The sequence below is a fragment of the Bacillus sp. X1(2014) genome, from assembly GCF_007678255.1.
The window spans coordinates 54,489-74,929 of the sequence record NZ_VEED01000002.1; the positions used below are offsets into that span (position 1 = coordinate 54,489).

General features: G+C 35.8%; 19 protein-coding genes and 1 pseudogene. 14 read left to right on the forward strand and 6 right to left on the reverse strand.

The features are described 5' to 3' along the window. Nucleotides 1-72: 72 nt before the first annotated feature. Nucleotides 73-465: a thiol-disulfide oxidoreductase DCC family protein gene (locus tag FS608_RS04170; protein WP_144548025.1), complete on the reverse strand. Its 393-nt coding sequence runs from the start codon at nucleotides 463-465 to the stop codon at nucleotides 73-75. Between the two features lie 199 nt (nucleotides 466-664). Between FS608_RS04170 and FS608_RS04175 the strand changes: the two genes are divergently transcribed. Both FS608_RS04175 and FS608_RS04180 read left to right on the forward strand, forming a co-directional pair. Further along, nucleotides 665-1,036 (forward strand): DUF2500 domain-containing protein, encoded by a 372-nt coding sequence (locus FS608_RS04175; RefSeq protein ID WP_144548026.1) that lies wholly within the window; start codon nucleotides 665-667, stop codon nucleotides 1,034-1,036. Nucleotides 1,037-1,337: 301 nt separating this feature from the next. After that, nucleotides 1,338-1,979, forward strand: coding sequence for a phosphatase PAP2 family protein (locus FS608_RS04180; RefSeq protein ID WP_144548027.1), 642 nt, complete (start codon nucleotides 1,338-1,340; stop codon nucleotides 1,977-1,979). A 115-nt stretch (nucleotides 1,980-2,094) separates the two neighbouring features. Here FS608_RS04180 and FS608_RS04185 read toward each other — a convergent pair whose 3' ends face one another. After that, nucleotides 2,095-2,772 carry a DUF2642 domain-containing protein gene (locus tag FS608_RS04185; RefSeq protein ID WP_144548028.1) on the reverse strand — a complete coding sequence of 226 codons (678 nt, stop codon included), beginning with the start codon at nucleotides 2,770-2,772 and terminating at the stop codon, nucleotides 2,095-2,097. A gap of 192 nt (nucleotides 2,773-2,964) precedes the next feature. Further along, the gene (locus FS608_RS30690; protein WP_144548029.1) at nucleotides 2,965-3,540 is read right to left on the reverse strand and encodes a hypothetical protein; all 576 of its coding nucleotides are present in this window, start codon (nucleotides 3,538-3,540) and stop codon (nucleotides 2,965-2,967) included. An 82-nt stretch (nucleotides 3,541-3,622) separates the two neighbouring features. Here FS608_RS30690 and FS608_RS30695 point away from each other — a divergent pair, with 82 nt between their 5' ends. After that, on the forward strand, nucleotides 3,623-4,066 hold the full coding sequence (locus FS608_RS30695; protein WP_144548030.1) for a hypothetical protein: 444 nt from the start codon (nucleotides 3,623-3,625) through the stop codon (nucleotides 4,064-4,066). Nucleotides 4,067-4,543: 477 nt separating this feature from the next. Here the strand turns inward: FS608_RS30695 and FS608_RS04200 are convergent, their stop codons facing one another. Then, nucleotides 4,544-5,047 (reverse strand): hypothetical protein, encoded by a 504-nt coding sequence (locus FS608_RS04200; protein WP_144548031.1) that lies wholly within the window; start codon nucleotides 5,045-5,047, stop codon nucleotides 4,544-4,546. Between the two features lie 139 nt (nucleotides 5,048-5,186). Then, nucleotides 5,187-6,272, reverse strand: coding sequence for a CotH kinase family protein (locus tag FS608_RS04205; RefSeq protein ID WP_144548032.1), 1,086 nt, complete (start codon nucleotides 6,270-6,272; stop codon nucleotides 5,187-5,189). A gap of 307 nt (nucleotides 6,273-6,579) precedes the next feature. On the opposite strand from FS608_RS04205, the gene FS608_RS30065 reads away from it, so the two are divergent. From FS608_RS30065 to FS608_RS04220, 3 genes are all read left to right on the forward strand, one after another. Beyond that, complete coding sequence (locus FS608_RS30065) at nucleotides 6,580-7,653, forward strand: hypothetical protein (RefSeq protein WP_186328597.1); 1,074 nt, start codon at nucleotides 6,580-6,582, stop codon at nucleotides 7,651-7,653. 227 nt (nucleotides 7,654-7,880) lie between these two features. After that, nucleotides 7,881-9,239 (forward strand): arsenic transporter, encoded by a 1,359-nt coding sequence (locus FS608_RS04215; RefSeq protein ID WP_144548033.1) that lies wholly within the window; start codon nucleotides 7,881-7,883, stop codon nucleotides 9,237-9,239. Nucleotides 9,240-9,370: 131 nt separating this feature from the next. After that, on the forward strand, nucleotides 9,371-10,879 hold the full coding sequence (locus FS608_RS04220; protein WP_186328598.1) for a pyruvate kinase: 1,509 nt from the start codon (nucleotides 9,371-9,373) through the stop codon (nucleotides 10,877-10,879). Nucleotides 10,880-10,955: 76 nt separating this feature from the next. On the opposite strand, the pseudogene FS608_RS04225 reads toward FS608_RS04220, so the two are convergent. Beyond that, nucleotides 10,956-11,518 (reverse strand): annotated as a pseudogene (locus FS608_RS04225) (D-serine ammonia-lyase); the annotation flags it as partial. Between the two features lie 274 nt (nucleotides 11,519-11,792). Here FS608_RS04225 and FS608_RS04230 point away from each other — a divergent pair. The 8 genes from FS608_RS04230 to tuaD all read left to right on the forward strand — a co-directional run bounded on the left by FS608_RS04230 (nucleotide 11,793) and on the right by tuaD (nucleotide 20,436). Continuing rightward, nucleotides 11,793-12,593 (forward strand): hypothetical protein, encoded by an 801-nt coding sequence (locus FS608_RS04230; RefSeq protein WP_144548035.1) that lies wholly within the window; start codon nucleotides 11,793-11,795, stop codon nucleotides 12,591-12,593. Between the two features lie 149 nt (nucleotides 12,594-12,742). Then, a complete protein-coding gene (map, locus tag FS608_RS04235; protein WP_144548036.1) occupies nucleotides 12,743-13,483 on the forward strand; it encodes a type I methionyl aminopeptidase in 741 nt (246 codons plus the stop codon). 149 nt (nucleotides 13,484-13,632) lie between these two features. After that, the gene (locus FS608_RS04240) at nucleotides 13,633-14,046 is read left to right on the forward strand and encodes a MerR family transcriptional regulator (protein WP_144548037.1); all 414 of its coding nucleotides are present in this window, start codon (nucleotides 13,633-13,635) and stop codon (nucleotides 14,044-14,046) included. 97 nt (nucleotides 14,047-14,143) lie between these two features. Continuing rightward, complete coding sequence (locus FS608_RS04245) at nucleotides 14,144-15,454, forward strand: hemolysin family protein (RefSeq protein WP_144548038.1); 1,311 nt, start codon at nucleotides 14,144-14,146, stop codon at nucleotides 15,452-15,454. Nucleotides 15,455-15,744: 290 nt separating this feature from the next. Next, the gene (locus tag FS608_RS04250) at nucleotides 15,745-16,404 is read left to right on the forward strand and encodes a sugar transferase (protein ID WP_260871570.1); all 660 of its coding nucleotides are present in this window, start codon (nucleotides 15,745-15,747) and stop codon (nucleotides 16,402-16,404) included. 16 nt (nucleotides 16,405-16,420) lie between these two features. Then, on the forward strand, nucleotides 16,421-17,881 hold the full coding sequence (gene tuaB / locus FS608_RS04255; protein WP_144548039.1) for a teichuronic acid biosynthesis protein TuaB: 1,461 nt from the start codon (nucleotides 16,421-16,423) through the stop codon (nucleotides 17,879-17,881). After that, nucleotides 17,881-19,074: a teichuronic acid biosynthesis protein TuaC gene (gene tuaC / locus FS608_RS04260; RefSeq protein ID WP_144548040.1), complete on the forward strand. Its 1,194-nt coding sequence runs from the start codon at nucleotides 17,881-17,883 to the stop codon at nucleotides 19,072-19,074. Before tuaB ends, tuaC begins: the two co-directional genes overlap by 1 nt. Nucleotides 19,075-19,101: 27 nt before the next feature. Next, nucleotides 19,102-20,436 (forward strand): UDP-glucose 6-dehydrogenase TuaD, encoded by a 1,335-nt coding sequence (tuaD, locus tag FS608_RS04265; protein ID WP_144548041.1) that lies wholly within the window; start codon nucleotides 19,102-19,104, stop codon nucleotides 20,434-20,436. The last annotated feature ends 5 nt before the right edge of the window (nucleotides 20,437-20,441 follow it).

The following is a 20,441-nucleotide window of genomic DNA, read 5'->3' on the forward strand; positions in this document are numbered from 1 at the left end:
AAAAATTGTTTAATTATATCTATGCTTTAGGGAATAAAATATTAGTTAGAATTAAAGTGCCCAGGCGAACATTTAATCTAAAAATCTTTCCTTCCATTCAGGCAATGGAAGCATACAGCTATCTTTTTTTCCAAACCATTTGTATCGATTGTTTGCCACAATATCATAAAGAAAGTCCCTTGAAAAAGGAGGGAGGAACCGAAGGATCGTTAATAAGGGCCATGCACTACCTAGCTTACTACAAACCCGGAGTGCTGCACTTGATTTGACATAGACTTTGTCGTTTTCTAGGAGGACGAAACTCTTTAAATCATTGTTCAAGCCATGCTTTTTTAAAATTGACTTGCCCGTCTCGCTTTGGAGAGAAGCAAACTTGAATAAGCCAATGGAATCTCTTTTTATTATAAATTGCACACTGTTGTTGCAAAGATTACAAACTCCATCAAATAAAATGATCTGTTCCAAAGTTTCACCACCTTTTTTCTTTGTATATGGTTTTCCTTATTTTAGCATATTTCTTAAACGGGTCGCTCCTTTAGGTATTTTGGTTTTTTTTACTATTAAAAATATTCTTGCAAAACGGGAAATCCATCCTATATATTGGAAAAGAGACCAAAATTATCTAATCATCTTCATTTGTACAGAGATAGAAGGGGGTGGAGGTATGGACTTTAATGATGGTTTTGAAATCTTTGATATTATGTTTATCATTATCCCTATTTTTATTGTTCTTGTGGCTGGCTTCATTTTGTTTACGTTTATTAAAGGGATTAAAATGTGGAGTCATAATAATAAACAACCACGCTTGACAGTGGTTGCGGTTGTTGTCTCGAAAAGATTACAAGTGAGTGGAGGCGGGGGTGATCATTCTTCCAGTACATTGTACTATGCCACATTTCAAGTTGAAAGTGGTGACCGGATGGAATTCACTGTGGGCGGTCGGGAATATGGCCTGCTGGCAGAAGGCCATTTCGGCGAGCTACATTTCCAAGGCACAAGATACCATGGATTTACACGAAACCAAGCAGGGGTATAGGAAGCTTAAGGTAACCAAAAAAAGAACAAACAAGAGAAACCAAAAACCAATGGTTTCTCCATTTTTTAGAGGCAGTGTCCATTGGATACGGACAAATATCCACAGTGTCCACAACTGGTGACTGACACCAAATAACGACACCATTTAAAGACATAAAAGGAATTTGATTTCCAGGCAAATTTTCTTTAGAAATTAGGATAGTATGTTTTTTTCTACGATTTTTATGGTATTATGGAATGTGTTCGACATTTTCAAGCTAGTATTCTAGGAAAATACAAATTGTTTATAGGAGGGAACTTACATGAATAATATAATAAAAAAAGCTCCCTACTTACTTTTCTTGCTGGTCATTCCCGCTTTGGCCAAGATATATGAATTATTAAATTCCCGTTCACATAGATCTATCGATATTAGTACTTCTATTGACCATGCAATTCCGTTTTTGTCAGTGTTTATCATTCCTTATATCATCTGGTATGCATACATCTTAGGCTATCTTGTATATTTTTGTTTTAAGGACACAAAAGTATACCTGAAGACGTTAATATTAATTGTTGTGGGAGAGTTAATTTGTTTTGTTATATATTTCTTTTTCCAAACAACAGTTCCAAGACCAACCATTGTAGGGGATAATTTCTTTAATAATCTTGTTCAATGGATATATGCACATGATCGTCCTTTTAATTGTTTCCCAAGTATCCATGTGCTTACAACATTTACTATCATGCTTGCTTCACTTCATATAAAAAATAAACATGTTATTCATCATTTATGTATCCATATTGTTGGGACGTTAATTATCATTTCAACGTTGTTTGTTAAGCAGCATGTCATTTTCGATATGATTGGATCCATGTTCCTTGTTACATTCCTGTATGGGATTGCATTCGAATTATTGTCATTTAACCATAAACCAGAAACAGCCTTCGCGAAAGAAAAATAGTTTATCAATTTCATATGGAATATATTCCTAATAAAAAGAGTGTCTCTTGACACTCTGTTTTTTTTGAAAAAAAGCTTGTTCACTAATCATCCATTCGAACACTATTGGTACGAAATTAAGTCATATGGATAGTTTTTATATGTTGAAGATTAATAAAGACCGGATCTTCTTTTGCACCAATTAATTCCACGAAATTGTCCTTAATCCCTTTTATCTTTCCAATAACATTTTCATTCTCCCCGATATTAAAGACGATCAATTCCCCAGTCAACTTTTCAATTTGAACTTCAAATGATCTGGCAAAGGTGATATTACTTGGATTCACAGGCAGATTTGCGTTGCTTAAGCCGTATGGACGCTGATTGTTTGTGTATGGAATTAACCACTTTAAATGATTAAGGGAGATAAACATGGTTTTGTAGATTGGCGAGTAGAATACAAAATAATTATTCATAATACTAATGATATAACCATGTAGTGCCTGGTTACTTGTAACATAAATTTCTGTAAAGATCCCTTTGGCAGCTGTTAATGTTTTTCTCAATGAGATTTCTTCGTTATTATTATAAATAGGTGTGGAACCTTCATTAATTGAAATTTCATCAAATGCATCAATTTCATCCTGCCTTAAATATCTCCAGTTTTGGCAATGGATAGCAGGGACGTACAGATAGTCATATCCGTTAAAGATGACCCATAAATCGCTGCCTACATCAATAAGTAATCCTTTAATTAATTTCTTGCCTGAAATCTCAAGTTTTATATATTTTCCGATATTATCTTTCAACTTCATTTACTCACATCCTTTCTTTTGTATTCCCATTACAAATAGAGGAGGGCTGAAAAGTCGATTTCACCTAAACAAGAGATATTTTGATAAAAACTGCCCAGCTCATATTTGTATGGTGTTTTGGGGATATTTACAGGGGAAATTCGGGGAAAAGACAAATACCGCTAATCATTTTAAAATAAGCAATTCAATATATTAGAATCTGGCTGTTCGATTGTTTCGGTTCGGCCATCCTGCAAAAGGGAAAGCTCTTTGGTTGTCACTAGGTAATGGATCCCCAGCAAAACGCACTACCTTCTGCTCTTGCTCTTTTTGTTTCCATAAATTTTGAGCATTGTTTGTAGACGTAGCTTCTACCGTTTTTGTATTTTCTGTTTTCTTCGTTGCTTCGTTTGCTGTAGTGACAGTTGATGTCTCCTGTTTTTTCGCTGTTTTTTTATCACTCATCTGTATTTTAAACGGTGGTGCTGGTGTATTATCTGTTTGAATGGTTGCTGATTCTTTTACAGAGTTCATTTCCTTTTGCTGATTATTTCCTTTTGTGTTGCTCAACTTAACTTCTTCAGTCTTTGCATTTAAAGTGTCTATTTCATCTTTTGATTTCTGTTTATCAGTAGATTTTTTTGACTTAAAGATATTAGTAAAGACTTCATTCTTGGATTGAACCATTGTAGATTCAATTTTAATTGGCTGTGACCAAATCATTGTGTTATTAGATTCGCTGTTATCCATTTTAACAGAAACCTCTTGCAGCTTTTCACTTTTTTCCACTTGTGATGAAGATTTAACGGAGTTGCTGCTGTCTTCCTTTGAGAACACGTCTAAATTACTTACTGTAATGTTTTCACTTTTTTTGGATGATGAAGATGATTTATTCTTAGATTTGTTATCACTTCTTTTGGATGTTGAAGATGATGAAGATGATGAATCAGATTTATTTTTAGATTTGTTATTACTTTTTTTGGACGATGAAGAGGATGAAGATGATGAATCAGATTTATTTTTAGATTTGGTATTACTCCTTTTAGATGATGAAGAGGATGAAGATGATGAATCAGATTTATTTTTAGATTTGGTATCACTCCCTTTAGATGATGAAGATGATGAAGACGATGAAGACGATGAAGATGATGAAGATGATGAAGATGACGAATCAGATTTATTCTTAGAATTGTTATCACTTTTTTTGGATGATGAATCAGATTTATTCTTAGAATTGTTATCACTTTTATTGTTATCATTTTTAGAATTGCTTTGGGAACTTGCATTATTTGATTCATTGTTTGTTGCTTCCTGATTAACGTACCCTTTTAAAATGTTAGTAATTTGGTTTAATTTAATTAAGATTTTTTCTTCTCCATTTATAAGTGTTGCAAAATCTTCATCCACCTGGCTCATTATGCCATTAAAATTTTGTTTATTTACGCACAGAATGGAAATCCAAGAATTTTTAAAGGAATTTAACACCTCAGTTAAACTTTGTGTTCTTAAAAAATTGGTTGTTGTTTCTTCACTCTGAAATAGTTTTGTATTTTTTGTGATGGCTTGAATCTGTTCAAAACTATAATAAAAGACATAATTATTTTCATCTTCCATTATGATGTGATCTCTCTCTACACCAATCAATTTACCAGTAACCATTTCTTCACCTATATATAGATTTACATTGTAGCCTAATAATAAATCCAATGAAGATGAGATTTTATCTAAACCCATTAAAAGTCCTCCCTAGAAATAACCATTTCGCTTCTCCTAAAGAGAAGCGAGATGGTTGTTATTTATCCTTCTTTTGTTTGCCTGAGCCACTCCGATTCTCCTGTTGACCTTGATTTTCAGCCTCTTCTTCAGGCTTTTCGACCTTTAATCCGTAGCTAATATTTCGAATGTGGTAAATCGAGAGGCGGACGATTTCTTCTTTATTGATTAAAGAAACATAATCATTAGATACTTCACCCAATACACCATCTAATTTCTCTGGGCCACCACGATTAATTCTTACCCATTGGTACAATAAGCCCTTTAACATCCCCTGAAAATTTTCAGCCTGTTTATATTCGAATCCTTCAGGAACTTCAATATTGAACTCTAACTGATCCTTTGCATTCTCCGTTACGCTTTTAATATGATGTGTGCAGTAATATATAACACCATCATCTTCAGTAAGAAGAACTAGATGGTCATCATAGACATCCATTAATTTACCTATTCTTGATTCTGGACCACCACGATCAATCTTAACAATTTTACCCACTAAAGACTTCATCATGTCTCTATTCATAAAAATCTTTTCCTCCTTCAAATTAAATAAACATTTACACTGCATCTATATGTATCACGGTATGATGTTGTACTAATAAAGGAGCCTTTTTTTACTGTTTTAAGAAAAAATAGGCAAAAAAAAAGTATATGATTGAACTTCATATACTTTTTACATTTATAAAAGATGTTAATTCTTTCTTAAGATAGGTATTTCTTTTTTTAATAAAGTTAAAATAAACCTTTTTTTCTTGCTCTAAGGTTTCAGCTGTAGAGTTAATATATGGATCTAGACTCATGTGTGGTTTTAACGAATCCAATAAATCATTAATAATAGGTCTTTGGGCTTCCAGAGTAAAGTCGTTTTCCAAAATATTTATTAGGATATCATTATATAGGGTTCTAAAATGTGGAAAGTGAAAAAGTCGTGCGGAAAGTGTGTTGAATCCTGTTAAGGGAACATAGTCATAGTCAAGCTTTCTCCCATGGAGGTTTCTTCCCCAGGTCCCATCATAGTCCCAAGGAGAAATTTCATATAGACCTGTTTCACCATTTTTATACAATGCATAATTATGGATAAAACCATCATAATTCTGAACACATACCGCGCCAGAAACCCATCTTAAGTATTTCTCCACATCCAATACCTTTGGTATTTCTTTTTCAAATTCTTCATTACTTAGAGCATTAATCATCGCAATGAAGTTTTGTAATTCAACGATATTATCTTTATTACCATATTTTAATGTGTATCCTTGATCCAATCGTTTCTTTATTTCTTTTTTCTTTGTTAATAAGGAGAAATTTGCGCGATTATTGGTTGCATAAATTATTGCTCCATCGGGCAATTTTCTTTTTTCAAGAAGGAATTGATCAAACGATTCAATCTCTAAATAAATGCCCTTATTATATCCATTGATAGACAACAGAACATGCTGAGAATGAGGAGAAATGACCCCAATACGATCAAAGAAATCAAGCGATAATTTGTTTCTACATAATGATATATCTGAAAATTCTGCATTGAGGTGAATTTCATGAGCCCCATTGACCTTATAAGGTTTTTGAAAAACTATACGGTAGGATTTTTTTTTCTTATCCCTTATAACATTACCTCGATAGGCTATTTTAACACTAATACGATTTTCACCTATCTTTAATACCGCAGGTACTAACTCATCATTCCAAATGTCGTTATCCAATTTTTTTAACCACTTCGGATTAATTAAAATTTCATATTTTAACACTTGAATTCTCCTAAGTTACATTTTTTCTAGATATATGCATACACACTTTTGGATGTGTGTATAAACTAGAAAAAATATGAATCAAAAAATATATGATTGTCTATGTCAAATAGATGAAATCATCATAATCTGAAATAGAAAAGAAAAAATGTTTAGGAAAGTGGTGGAAAAATGGTACTAAAGCTTGATATTGAACATTTACTTTCACAAGCTAAAGAAAATGGGTTAGTTGGCTTTTTAGATAACAATCCTGTAGGTAAAAAAGAGAGCAGCAATAAGTCAACGTCAGTTAGTACAGGATCTAGCAGTGGAAGCACTGTTTGTAGCACAAGCGGAAGCACTGGTAGTAGCACATGCGACAGCACTGGCAGTGGCACCAGCGGAAGCACTGGCAGTAGCACCAGCGGAAACACTGGCAGTGGCACCAGCGGAAACACTGGTAGTGGCACCAGCGGAAACACTGGTAGTGGCACCAGCGGAAGCGGCAGCTCAAGCACCAGCGGTAGCTCAAGCAGCAGCGGTAGCTCAAGCAGCAGTGGTAGCTCAAGCAGCAGCGGTAGCTCAAGTAGCAGTAGCTCAAGCAGCAGCGGCAGCTCAAGCAGCAGTGGCAGCTCAAGCAGCAGTGGCAGCTCAAGCACTGGCAGCTCAAATAGTGGAAGTGGTAAAACACCAAAAGCGCCTAAAGCGCCTAAAGCACCTAAAGCTCAACAAGGTAGCAGCGGTAGCTCAAGCAGCAGTAGCAGCTCAGGCACTGGCAGCTCAAGCAGTGGCAGCTCAAGCACTGGCAGCTCAGGCACTGGCAGCTCAGGCACTGGCAGCTCAAGCACTGGCAGCTCAAGCACTGGCAGCTCAAGCACTGGCAGCTCAGGAAGTAGTGGCGGCTCAAGTAGTGGAAGTGGTAAAACACCAAAAGCGCCTAAAGCACCTAAAGCACCTAAAGCACAACAAGGCAGCTCAGGTAGCAGCGGAAGTTCTGGCAGCAGCGGAAGTTCTGGCAGCAGCAGCAGCTCTGGCAGCAGCAGCTCAAGCAGCGGAAGTTCAAGCAGTTCCGGAAGTTCTGGCAGCAGCAGCTCAAGCAGCGGAAGTTCAAGCAGTACCGGAAGTTCTGGCAGCAGCAGCTCAAGCAGCGGAAGTTCAAGCAGTTCCGGAAGTTCTGGCAGCGGAAGTTCAAGCAGTACCGGAAGTTCTGGCAGCAACAGCTCAAACAGCGGAAGTTCAAGCAGTACCGGAAGTTCTGGTAGCAGCAGCAGCAGCTCTGGCAGCAGCGGCAAATAAGGCAGCAGCGGAAGGTCTGCCGGTAGCGGTGGAAGAGGACCAAAAGGTTAAATGCATATTCATCAGGGACCGATACTTAAAGAGTATCGGTTTTATTTTTGATTAATTGATACATAAACAAAACAGAAAGCATTAGCCAAGATTCGTCTTTTTTTAATAGGTAAAAATCTAGGTCAATTTCTAAAAAAATTTCTAGTTAAATGCTGATTTATCGATATACGAGACATTCGTTTAGAACAAGCATTCATATTAGGACGTACTATGAAGCAAAGGACAAGATAAAAAACGGAAAATCATTAAGGAACCTTAAGTGAAGGGAGTAAATAAACTTTTATGTACCATCCATCGACGATAATTATCACCATCTTTGCTTTTATTCTGACAATGGTCCTGATCTTTATCCGTCCAAAAAATATGAACGAAGCAATCCCAGCTACATTAGGGGCCATTCTCGTCTTTCTAAGTGGAAGCGTTTCGATAGGAGATTTACTTGACATAAGTTCAAAAGTTACGGGAGCAGCCATTACCATTATTGCCACAATAGTTATGGCAATCGTACTTGAAAGTTTTGGCTTTTTCAGCTGGACAGCAGCATTAATGTTAAAAATCTCAAAAGGATCTGGAATTCGATTATTTTGGAATACCTTATTACTCTGCTTTTTGATGACTCTATTCTTTAACAACGATGGAAGTATTTTAATTACCACACCAATATTGATATTAATCTTAAATAATCTAAAGTTGAAATATCGGCAAAAAATCCCATTTCTATTAAGCGGTGCGTTAATCGCGACTGCCTCAAGTGCTCCAATAGGTGTTAGTAATATTGTTAATTTAATTGCTTTAAAAATCATCGGCATGGATTTGTACCTTCAAACGGAAATGATGTTTGTTCCAGGGATTCTAGGATTACTATTTTTAGCCTTTTTACTATTCCTAGTCTTCAAGAATGATATTCCGAATGAAATCCGTTTCCACTCCTACTCAATCCCACTCCAAAAAAACCGCCCCTACCATCCACTACAAATGGGGTCAGAAAAATTATTTAATCAACAAAAGAAACTTATGATCAATATGCTTATCTTCGTATTCCTTGTAAGGATCAGTCTTTTCGTGGCTTCGTTTCTTGGCATCTCAGTCTCTTTGGTTGCTGTCGGAGGATCAATCATCTTACTCATTTGGCGATGGATTCACTTAAAGATAAATCCAAAAGATGTTATGGGAAAAGTTCCGTGGCATATATTAATTTTCGCCTTTAGTATGTACGTCATCATCTATGGTTTACACAATATTGGATTATCGAATCTACTATTAAATTTTCTTAAACCAATCGTTAATGATAGTTTATTTCATGCTAGTTTAACGATGGGTTCCATTACTGCCTTACTTGCAAATATTTTTAACAATCACCCGGCCTTAATGATATCCACATTTGCATTAACAGATATGGGACTGACCCCTTTATTAACAAAAACCGTTTACTTATCAAACATCATAGGCAGTGATATAGGATCGTTAATTCTCCCAATCGGAACTCTTGCAACACTACTTTGGATGCATATATTAAAGAAAAATAAGATTAAAATCACTTGGATGCAATATATAAAAGTGACCATTGTTGTCATCCCCGCAACACTGATCTTCACCCTCATCAGCTTATATATATGGCTATTACTCGTATTTGCAGCATGATAAAAGAGGACTCATTATTCGATGAGTCCTCTTCACATATTAGAAATGTAATATACATTAATGCAATATCTTCTTCATTTATTAATAATAAGAAAAAAGATTCTTTTGGATTTAAGGATGTGAAGAGAGGTATGGTTAATTTGCATTTGACCAATCTAGATTTGGCAGAATATTTATTAAGTATTTATTACGAAGTAATCCAATTAAGTGAGGAGAGTGTAAGTAGCATCCCATTAAGTGATGGAATTCAAAATCGTGATAACTTAATTGCTTATCTAGCCCTTTTAGAACAAAATACTCTTGAATTAAGTCAACATTTGGAGAATCGAGGCTTTGCATCAATTAAACAATCACATACTCACGTTTTGTACACTTTTGAAAAAATATTAGAGAATTTGAAAGTTCCCACGATTTCTTCAAAAAAGATTTTCGTTCCCAGCCCAATAGAATCAGGGACCATTATGAAGAACCGCTCGGAGCTACTCCTCGGTAAAAAGAATACTCAACTACAATCGTCAATCATGGTAACCTTAGATGAGAAGATGGTGTTCAATCAAGCCTTATTAGAAGATTTATTATTAAATGGTATGAATATTGCACGAATTAACTGTGCACATGGTCATAAAGATGTATGGAAACAATTAATTGAAAATTTAAAAAGGGCAGAAAAAGGTTTAAAAGAAAAAGGGAAATATAATAACAAATCATGCAAAATATATATGGACTTAGCGGGTCCAAAAGTTCGCATCGGAAACCTCAACCATGTCAAAATAACCGTAAAGAAAGGGGACCATTTACGATTATACCTGAACTCAGAAAAGCTTGCTCATCCAGCAACAAATGAATATCCCGCAGGTGTCCCGATAACACTAGTGAAGGCTTTTCGGAATGTTCAAATCAGTGATCCAATTTTTATTGATGATGGAAAGATATCAGGAGTTGTTCAGAAAGTTACAAAGGAATTCATTGAAATAAAGATTAATTCACCGGTTTTCAGTGAATTTAGAATAAAAGAGGGAAAAGGGCTGAATTTGCCTGATTCCCTAGTTAGTTTAAATGTAAGTGCTTTAACTGAAAAGGATATTCACGATTTACCTTTTGTAATAACATACGCAGACATTTTGGGGGTATCTTTTGTCCACTCTCCACTTGATCTAAAAAAACTACACGATGAATTAGTGAAATATAGTGCACAAAATATGGCGGTTGTTGCAAAAATTGAAACGAAGGATGCAGTCCATCAACTAGCAAGAATAATCTTTGAGGGATTAAAATTTAGGTCATTTGGGATTATGATTGCAAGAGGTGATCTAGCCGTAGAAGTAGGTCCTGAAAATTTATCATATGTGCAAGATGAGATTTTAAGAATCTGTGCAGCCTCTTATATACCTGTTATTTGGGCAACAGGAGTTTTAGAAAATTTAACAAAAAAAGGAATCCCCACTCGTTCAGAAATTACAGATGCCTTTTATGGAAAACGGGCCGATTGTGTCATGCTAAATAAAGGTCCATATATTATTGATTCATTATTACTTCTTACAAAATTATTAAAAACAGAATCAAGAAATCTTTCCAAAAAACAAAGAAGATCTTCTGATTTAACTGCTCAATACGGAGTAATAAATAGTCGGAATATATAGTGAGTTTGAATATAGAAATCGCCCATTCAGCATTAATTTTAATGCTGAATGGGTAATGAAGATGATTAATATAGGATTAATTTGATCCCTTATGATAATATTTAACCATCATTTCTTCAGGGGCCATACTTCACCCGTTGCCCATATAATATGAGTTGCATTGTTCATTTTATTCAATAGATCATGTTTTTCTAAATAATTGATTCCCTTACCAGATCAGAAAGAGGGTCCAATCATACCTGCTAGAGCAGAAGGCTCAAGGATAATCTTCTCAGTATCAACCAGTTCCTTTAACAGTTTGTATAAGTGGTCGTCACTACTCGTATAACAACCACTTAGAAAAGGTTCGATGATCTTACCAACAAATCCCGAGGGTCTGCCGACCGCAAGTCCATCGGCATCTGTCACATTATCAATCCCAACATCTTGGACATAAATTTGATCATGTAAACCTTTCATTAATCGGAATAACATACAAGGGGAGTGTGTCGGTTCTGCAAAAAAACAGTGAACGTTATCTTTGAACAGCTGTTTCAAACCAAATGCTACTCCTCCTGGACCACCGCCAACACCACAAGGCAGGTACACGAATAAAGGGTGGTCTTCATCTACTAAGATTTCTAACTGTATCCTCTGCTGTAAGGAAGGATTTATCGATTCCACCTTGGGCCTTTTCTAGGTTTGGATTTCCCCAAAATACTTCATCTAATGATTTCAGTTTTTCTATTAATGGAAATTGGTTATTTTTTTGCCATGTTTTTATATCCATAATTCTATATTTAAACCCCTTCGTTTTAAATTTTAATCGGTGAGACCTCTTAGCTGTTATTTCCTAAAAAAGAAGGTATGTAGTCGCTTGTCTTTAACACTTCCCTCCTTATTGAATACTATTATATAAAAGGCATGTGAGGATATGTATTTAGTTGGCTTCTACTCTCCAAAAGCAAAATCTGGTGTCACTGAATTGGCCTTAACCATATATAATTGGCTTAAATTAAATACAAATGTATCAGCTGCATTTATATCGTATGGGACATTAGAAAAAGAAGAAACTTCAAACGAACTCGTTCATGAATTTTCAAAATTATCTCTAACGGAACAAAAACGTAAAGTAAAAAGAATGAAAAATGAATATGATATCATCATTTATGATGCTTCCAGCCAACTGTCGGAGGGGGTATTAAAACTATTACCGATTGTTGACCGCTTATTTGTGGTTGGTGAAGAACATACTGATTTTGCTATTAAATTACAGAAAATCATTCAATTTGATAAAATTTTTGATAAGAGTGTCAAAAATTTTATCACCCATTTACGAGGCAGTAAAACCTTTATCATCCGTGAAAACAAAGAAGATCGAGTAATAGGCTTTAATTACACCAAAAATGAAACAAATACGATTGGGCAGATGGTATACACTGATTATGTGACGCGCTATATCGAAGAAAAATTAATTGATAAAAACATTAAAATTTTTAAAAAGATATTAAAAATCCCTAAGAAAGAGTTATACAAAGGCTTACACGAATTAGGTATTGATTTTGAAAAAGCGCTGCTCTTTCACGAATATGTCTTTCTTCGGGAAGCATTAGGCCAAAATTATGATGAAGCAATCGAAAATCTTTTCCCACTTTTAATTAATTCCACCTACAAAGAAATCTTCGAAAAATTTCAACTCGAAATCAATTTTATCAAAAAAATAAAAACCTTATAAACCTTAATAAAACAGAGTATTGGTAATTTCTCTGTTTTTTTTTTGATTTTTTACAGCTAGAAATTGTTATACTTGGATTTTACCTGAGGATAAATGTACAATCTAATATGTAAATATAATTACAGATAAAATAATAGGTGGGAAAAAGAATGATTGCAAGGACCGAAGAAGATTTTAATGGCTTGAAAGAAATCGGCAGGATTGTAGCTGCCATCCGCGATGAATTAGTGCAAAGGGCGGTACCTGGGGTTACCACTCTTGAACTCGATAATATAGCAGCTGAGTTATTTGAGAAAGAAGGAGCTATATCTGCTCCAAAAGGCGAATACGATTTTCCAGGCTATACATGTATAAGCGTAAACGAAGAAGTAGCACATGGGATTCCCAGTGAACGAATGATCAAAGAAGGTGACCTGGTAAATATCGATGTCTCGGGTTCTAAGAACGGTTATTTTGCTGATACAGGTATCTCGATTGTTGTTGGAGAAGGGGAAGAAATTTTAACCAAAATTTGTGAGGTAGCAAAGGAGGCTTTTGAAGCTGGTCTTAAAAAAGCTAAACCAGGCTCTAAAATAAATGGAATGGGTAAAGTCGTCTACCAAACAGCCAAAAATCATGGCTTAACGGTGATAAAAAATCTTACTGGACACGGAATTGGACGTACCATTCACGAAAAACCTGAATATATTTATAATTACAATGAAACTTCTGACAATGGATTGTTAAGGGAAGGGATGGTTATTGCCTTCGAACCATTCATCTCCACCCATGATGAAGAAGTGTTTCAACTTGATGATGGCTGGACGTTTGTGACAGAAAAAAGCTTTGTGGCACAATACGAACATACGTTAATCATCACCAAAAACGGACCAGTCATATTAACACGATAATGATAAGTAAGATGTAGAACTTTTTTCAGTTCTATTTTTTACTTTGTAAACTTACATCCACATATCAAACCAATACGTTGACTGTATGGTTTGATATGTGGTATATTTGTATTAACATTTATTTGGGGAGGGGTGAGTAATTTGGGGAGTTGTATCGAATTGGTGAAATAGCAAAATTGAAGAATATTTCTAAACGGACCATTGATTATTACACCCAAATAGGCTTACTAAACCCTATTCGGACGGATTCTAATTATCGATTGTACGGAGAAGAATGTATTAAGATTTTGAATATGATTGAACACTATAAGAATCTTAATATGCCTCTAGAAGAAATAAAGTCTTCAATTGAATTGATTAAATCAGACAATACCATTGATAAACAAAAAGTTGAAAAACATTTTGAACAGATTGCTAGTATTATGCAGCATCTAAAAGAAGAAATTCATGTAATGGAACCAATTCTTCAAAAGTTAAACGATCAACAAAAAGAAAAGTTGGTAAATAGATTATCGACAGAAGGCGTTACATTGGCTCAAACATTATTAGTACTGTTTAGCTAATTATGTAGATAGCTATTTTGCTAGAAAATGATTCAAATCAAACATGTAAAAAAACAGGAGGTGTATTCCTTACTTAAAAATTTAAGTAAGGAGACCATTGATAATTAGTAATCTACTAATAATAGCAATTTTAATTGCTTTTACAGCATTTTTTGTAGCGTATGAATTTGCTATTGTTAAAATCCGCGGTACACGTATTGATCAACTCGTTAGCGAAGGGAACAAGAATGCGATCGCGGCAAAAAAGATAGTTTCAAATCTAGACGAGTATTTATCGGCATGTCAACTAGGAATTACCGTTACGGCTTTAGGACTTGGGTGGTTAGGAGAACCAACGGTTGAGCACATTCTTCACCCGTTATTGAGCTACTTGAACATGCCTGAATCCATTTCGAGTATCACTTCTTTTATCCTTGCGTTTGCATCTGTAACATTTATTCATGTCGTGGTAGGGGAACTTGCACCTAAAACCTTTGCCATTCAGAAGGCAGAAACGGTCACTTTGATCTTTGCAAGACCGATGATGCTCTTTTATAAGATTATGTATCCTTTTATTAAGGCATTAAATGGTTCTGCTCGTTTAATCGTTGGAATATTTGGATTGAAACCTGCATCAGAACATGAAGCTGCACACTCAGAAGAAGAACTTCAAATAATCATCTCTGAAAGCTACAAGAGCGGGGAGATTAATCAATCGGAATATAAATATGTAAACAATATCTTTGAATTTGATGATCGAAATGCCAATGAAATTATGGTGCCTCGTACGGAAATCGTTGCATTTGATATCTCACAATCATTAAATGAATGTCTTCAAATTGTAACGAAAGAAAATTATACTCGTTACCCAGTAATTGATGGTGAAAAAGATAACATCATTGGTATGGTAAATATGAAAGAAGTTTTTACGGAATATATCAAAGGTAAGAATGTTGAAACATCGATTCAAGAATATATTCGTCCTGTCATCCAAGTAATTGAATCGATTCCAATTCATGATTTACTCCTAAAAATGCAAAAAGAACGTGTTCATATGGCAATCTTAATGGATGAATATGGCGGTACTGCAGGTTTAGTCACTGTTGAAGATATTCTTGAAGAGATTGTCGGGGAAATTCGTGACGAATTTGATGCGGATGAAGTACCAGAAATTAATAAAATTAGTGAAAACAAAACGATCGTGGATGGTAAAGTGCTTATTGATGAAATCAACGACTTATTCGGTCTCGATCTCGAAAATTCAGATATGGATACCATTGGCGGTTGGATCTTATCTGAAAAAATGGATGTTGTCGAAGGCGATAAAGTAAGATATGACAATTATGAATTCAAAGTCCTTGAAATTGACGGTTACCATATTAAATCACTAGAAATTTTAAAAATAGCTAAACAAGAATCCATCGCGTAATGAACACCCTCTTGTCTAAACAAGAGGGTGTATTTTTGTATAATCAAAAAAATGCTGTCCCAAAAAGGAGATTGATCCCCATCCTTTTTGGGGCAGTTTTTTTCATTTTATCGATAAATCTTCCTATATTCTGTAAAAATCTTTACAAAACCTTTATAAAATTCATAAATATTCAAAATCTTTTACAAACTCTTCACCCATCCTCAACAGCAACTTCAAATTATGTACCTATACTTTACGTATGGGCTGGCAAGTCTCATTATCAATAAATCTTTTGGGGTGAAAAATTTGTGAGTACTGAAAAAAGCTACAATTTCTACCAAGATTATCTAATGGTATCATCATCCAAACTCACATTATCAAAGAATGTGGAACAGTATCTCTATCTAAAAAGAGCGTATGACATTTTCCTTGCAACCGTAGGGTTAATTATTGCACTGCCAATCGTTCTTTTATTTTCGATCCTCATTGTGCTCGAAACACCTGGTTCTCCATTTTACGTACAGGAGCGAATGGGTAAGAATGGAAAACGTTTCATGATGATGAAGTTACGATCGATGAGAATCGATGCAGAAAAAGAAGGAGCAAAGTGGGCAGAGGTAAATGACCCTCGTATTACAAAAGTGGGAGCATTCATCCGAAAGACTCGCATTGATGAGCTGCCTCAATTGGTTTCTGTTTTAAAAGGAGACATGTCCATTATAGGGCCTAGACCCGAAAGACCATTCTTTACAGCGAAATTTAATAAAGAGATAAAGGGATTCGAAAATCGGCTGATTGTAAAACCAGGCCTTACAGGTCTAGCCCAGGTTAGCGGGGGATATGATATGTCTCCAAGAGAAAAACTTCAATACGACCTGGCATACATACAAAATTTAACCTTCTCACTGGAAGTGAAAATTATTGTGAAGACGTTTAAAGTGATTTTCACAGGTGAGGGAGCACGTTAATAAAGGCGGGAAGCATATGTCAGTCATCAGAGACCAATTACATAAAGGCGTTAAATGGACGGGAATTTCTACACTTATGATAACAGCCATCCAAATTATCCAGTTTGCGTTACTTGGCAAATTAATGAGTATTTCCGAATTCGGATTAGTAGGAATGATTACCACGATTGTAGTTTTTGCCCAGATCTTACTAGATCTTGGTTTTGGCTCAGCCGTGATTCAAAAAGAAGAGGTTTCTGCCCGTGTATTGTCATCCCTATTTTGGATAAATGTGGTAGTAGGTGTTGGCTTGTTTATGCTCTTATTCCTATTTAGCCCACTGATCGCGACATATTTTCATCGAGGTGAATTAATCGAACTTATTCGAATCTTGGCCATAATGTTTTTAATCGCTCCGGTCGGGCAGCAATGCCAATATTTGTTGCAAAAAGATCTACGATTTAATTTACTAGGGGCCATTGAAGTAGGGACAACATTCATCTCTTTTTTAACATTAGTGATTCTCATCCTTACCATTAGTCCGATTTATGCCTTTGTCATTTCACAAGTCGTTCTGAATTCATTAAAAGGCATTCTTTATTTTATCTGTTATCAAAAGAAATGGCGGCCCTCTTTCGTATTTGATTTGTCGGAATGCAAAGAATACATGGCGTTTGGGGCCTTCCAATTAGCTTCCCGGTTAGTCAATCGAATGGGTTCCAATCTTGATGTGATATTAATTGGCCGATTTATGGGCGCTGAGGCACTTGGTATTTATAATCTGGCCTATCAGATCGTGACCATTCCTGTCTTAAAGATTAATCCGATTATTACGAGGGTTGCTTTTCCGGTTTTTTCTAAAAGCCATCAAAATCAAGTTTTATTAACTGATGGATTCTTACACATGACAAAACTGTTGAGTCTAGTTTCGTTTCCCATCTTAATGGGTCTCACCGCCGTGTCAAATGTGTTTATTTTAACTATTTTTGGACAGAAGTGGCTGGACGCCGTTCCAATTGTGCAAATCATGGCAGTCGTAGGCATACTTAGGGTTTTAATGAATCCAAATGGATCAGTTATTTTAGCAAAAGGAAAAGCTAATATTGCTTTTTATTGGGATGCCGGCGTTTTGATTTTCTATGGTGTTTCATTATGGTTAGCAGTAATGACGGATAAATTGGAAGTGGTTGCTTGGACTTATGCAGGAGTTAGTCTAGTGAACTTCTTAATTGGAAGATGGTTATTAAACTGGTTGATACAGCTCCGTTTTCGGCAATATCTTCAAACTATTTCGATACCATTTTTATTATCTTTTCTCATAACGGCTGTCGCTTTTTGTTTAAAAAAGATATCAAGCTTTTATTTTCCTCAATCCAGCATATGGCCGCTAATTTTTTCCGTGGGCATAAGTGCGATTGCCTATATTTTGCTTTTATATAGGGTTTATCCCGATTTTTTCTTGAAGATCGTAAAAAAACAAATAAGAGGGCAAACATAATGAAAATTTTATGGATTACAAGTGTATATCCAAGTGATGAAAATCCTGGGCAAGGTGTTTTTCATGAAACTCAAGTTCAAGCCTTAATCCGTTTAGGCGTAGAGGTTACGGTGATTTGCCCTATGCCGCGTCATACATCCTTGATTAAGTATGTAAAAAGACAGTATCGAGCGAATAAGGAGATACCATTTACGTATGTCCGAAAAGGAGTAACGGTCTACCGTCCGCCCTATTTAGCAATTCCGGGCCAACTCAGATGGTCTCAGCCGGATAAACGGATTGCTGCCGCCATTTTAAATACAATGTCTGATTATGATATAGAGCCCGATTTAATTCACGCACATTTTGCGATGCCGTCTGGAGGGGCAGCGAAAATTGTTGCAGAACAAAAAAAGTTGCCATGGATTTTAACGTTACATGGCAGTGATGTAAATATTTATCCCTTTTATAGTGCAAGTGCGAAAAAAGCATTCGAACAAACGGTACAGTCGGCAAATCTGGTATTGGCAGTAGGTGACAGCCTCAGGAAAAAAGCAAAGGAGTTAACAGGTAGAGATAGTATGGTAATTCCCATCGGGGTTGATCTATCACGATTTAAACCTCTTGATGAAACCAAAACGCAAATAAGGAGACGCCTTCAACTTCCAGAAGAAAAGAAGATTATTGTTTTTATAGGAAGGTTAACACAAGCTAAAGGAGTTTTTGAACTTGCTCATTCACTTCAATGGCTGTCAAACGATGTAGCGATTTTGTTTGTTGGCGATGGACCAGCTAAAGATAAATTAAGGCAGCATACCGATTTCAATAGACGGCTGTTCCTAATCGGGCAAGTTGAAAATGAAAGAATAGGTGATTATTTGCTGGCTAGTGATGTGTTTGCTCTCCCATCTTATACAGAAGGGATGCCAACCGTTGTCATTGAAGCCCTAGCTCTAAAGGTGCCTGTGATATGTACTTCAGTGGGAAGTGTCCCGGAGCTATTTGGTGAGCATTGTTCGCTTTTAATCGAAAGTAAGTCGGTTTCAAGCTTAGTAACTCGAGTAAACGATATTATAAGCAGAAATCTTTTTACTCCGCAGGTTCAGCATGAGCTCTATAAACATATCCAAAAAAACTATCACGCTGATCGTAATGCAGTTTTGTTAAAAGCTGTCTATAAACGGACTATGGAATCTATTTATTCAACGATTTAGTAATAAGAACTGGAAGGATTGATAAGGATGAAAAAAATAGCTGTTATTGGAACTGGTTATGTTGGCCTCGTTTCAGGTACATGTTTTGCTGATTCAGGCAATCAGGTTACTTGTTGTGATATTGATCAATTGAAAATTAATGATCTCATAAAGGGAATCATGCCAATTTATGAGCCAGGATTAAAAGAACTGGTCCTCAAAAATGTCCGGAAAGGAACACTTACATTTAGCGCTAATATCAATAAAGAAATCCAGGTTGCTGATGTCATTTTTATTGCAGTCGGGACACCAATGACATCATCAGGTAAAGCTGACTTAACGTATATAAAGCAAGTTGCTAAATCGATTGGTGAAAATTTAAATGGTTACAAAGTAATTGTCACCAAAAGCACAGTTCCCGTCGGTACTGGAAAATTAATAGAATCCTTGATTAAAGAATACGACAACGGAAACCATCTTTTTGACGTCGTCTCCAATCCTGAATTTTTAAGAGAAGGTACAGCGATTAAGGATACGATGAATATGGAGCGCGCAGTCATTGGCACTACAAGCGAAAAAGCTTATCAAATAATTGCAGAAATTCATCAGCCCTTCACAGCAAATATAGTAAAAGCCTCGATAGAAACAGCGGAAATCATTAAATATGCTGCCAATGCATTTTTGGCTACTAAGATTTCTTTTATTAATGATATAGCGAATATTTGCGAACGGGTTGGAGCTGACGTTACAAAAGTGTCCGCAGGCATTGGTCTAGACAGCAGGATTGGCAATAAATTTTTACAGGCAGGAGTTGGATTTGGCGGATCCTGTTTTCCTAAAGATACCGCTGCACTTCTGCACATTGCGGAGGATTGTGGCTACAATTTCAAATTAATCAAAGCAGTGATTGATACAAACGAAGGGCAAAGGGTTCAGCTGGTGAAAAAATTGATACGCGCATTAGGTTCCTTAAATGGAAAAACCATTAGTGTTCTAGGATTAGCGTTTAAACCAGATACCGATGATATTCGTTCTTCTCCTGCTTTGGATATTATTCCTTACTTAACAGAGCAGGGTGCTGTCGTTAAGGCATATGATCCAATCGCGATCGTAGAAGCAAAAAAACAGATCGGATATCAGTGCACCTATTCAGAGGATATATATGAAACCATTCGGGATACAGATGCTTGCATGATCTTAACTGATTGGCAGGATGTAAAAACATTAGATTTACCTTTAGTAAAGCAATTAATGAATCAGCCTCTGATGGTGGATGGCCGAAATCTCTTTGACTTAGAGTTGATGAAACAATATGGATTTACGTACCTTTCCGTTGGAAGACCAGCCATCCAATCAAAATCTATTAAATCAAAGGCAATATAGGAGGT

What these genes read in the sequence shown, in the direction of transcription:
- FS608_RS04180 (WP_144548027.1), top strand. Translation starts at nt 1,338, where the DNA reads ATGAATAATATAATAAAAAAAGCTCCCTACTTACTTTTCTTGCTGGTC.
- tuaD (WP_144548041.1), top strand. Translation starts at nt 19,102, where the DNA reads ATGAAAAAAATAGCTGTTATTGGAACTGGTTATGTTGGCCTCGTTTCA.
- FS608_RS04175 (WP_144548026.1), top strand. Translation starts at nt 665, where the DNA reads ATGGACTTTAATGATGGTTTTGAAATCTTTGATATTATGTTTATCATT.
- map (WP_144548036.1), top strand. Translation starts at nt 12,743, where the DNA reads ATGATTGCAAGGACCGAAGAAGATTTTAATGGCTTGAAAGAAATCGGC.
- FS608_RS04200 (WP_144548031.1), bottom strand. Translation starts at nt 5,047, where the DNA reads ATGAATAGAGACATGATGAAGTCTTTAGTGGGTAAAATTGTTAAGATT.
- tuaC (WP_144548040.1), top strand. Translation starts at nt 17,881, where the DNA reads ATGAAAATTTTATGGATTACAAGTGTATATCCAAGTGATGAAAATCCT.
- FS608_RS04220 (WP_186328598.1), top strand. Translation starts at nt 9,371, where the DNA reads ATGGTTAATTTGCATTTGACCAATCTAGATTTGGCAGAATATTTATTA.
- tuaB (WP_144548039.1), top strand. Translation starts at nt 16,421, where the DNA reads ATGTCAGTCATCAGAGACCAATTACATAAAGGCGTTAAATGGACGGGA.
- FS608_RS04215 (WP_144548033.1), top strand. Translation starts at nt 7,881, where the DNA reads ATGTACCATCCATCGACGATAATTATCACCATCTTTGCTTTTATTCTG.
- FS608_RS04185 (WP_144548028.1), bottom strand. Translation starts at nt 2,772, where the DNA reads ATGAAGTTGAAAGATAATATCGGAAAATATATAAAACTTGAGATTTCA.
- FS608_RS04230 (WP_144548035.1), top strand. Translation starts at nt 11,793, where the DNA reads ATGTATTTAGTTGGCTTCTACTCTCCAAAAGCAAAATCTGGTGTCACT.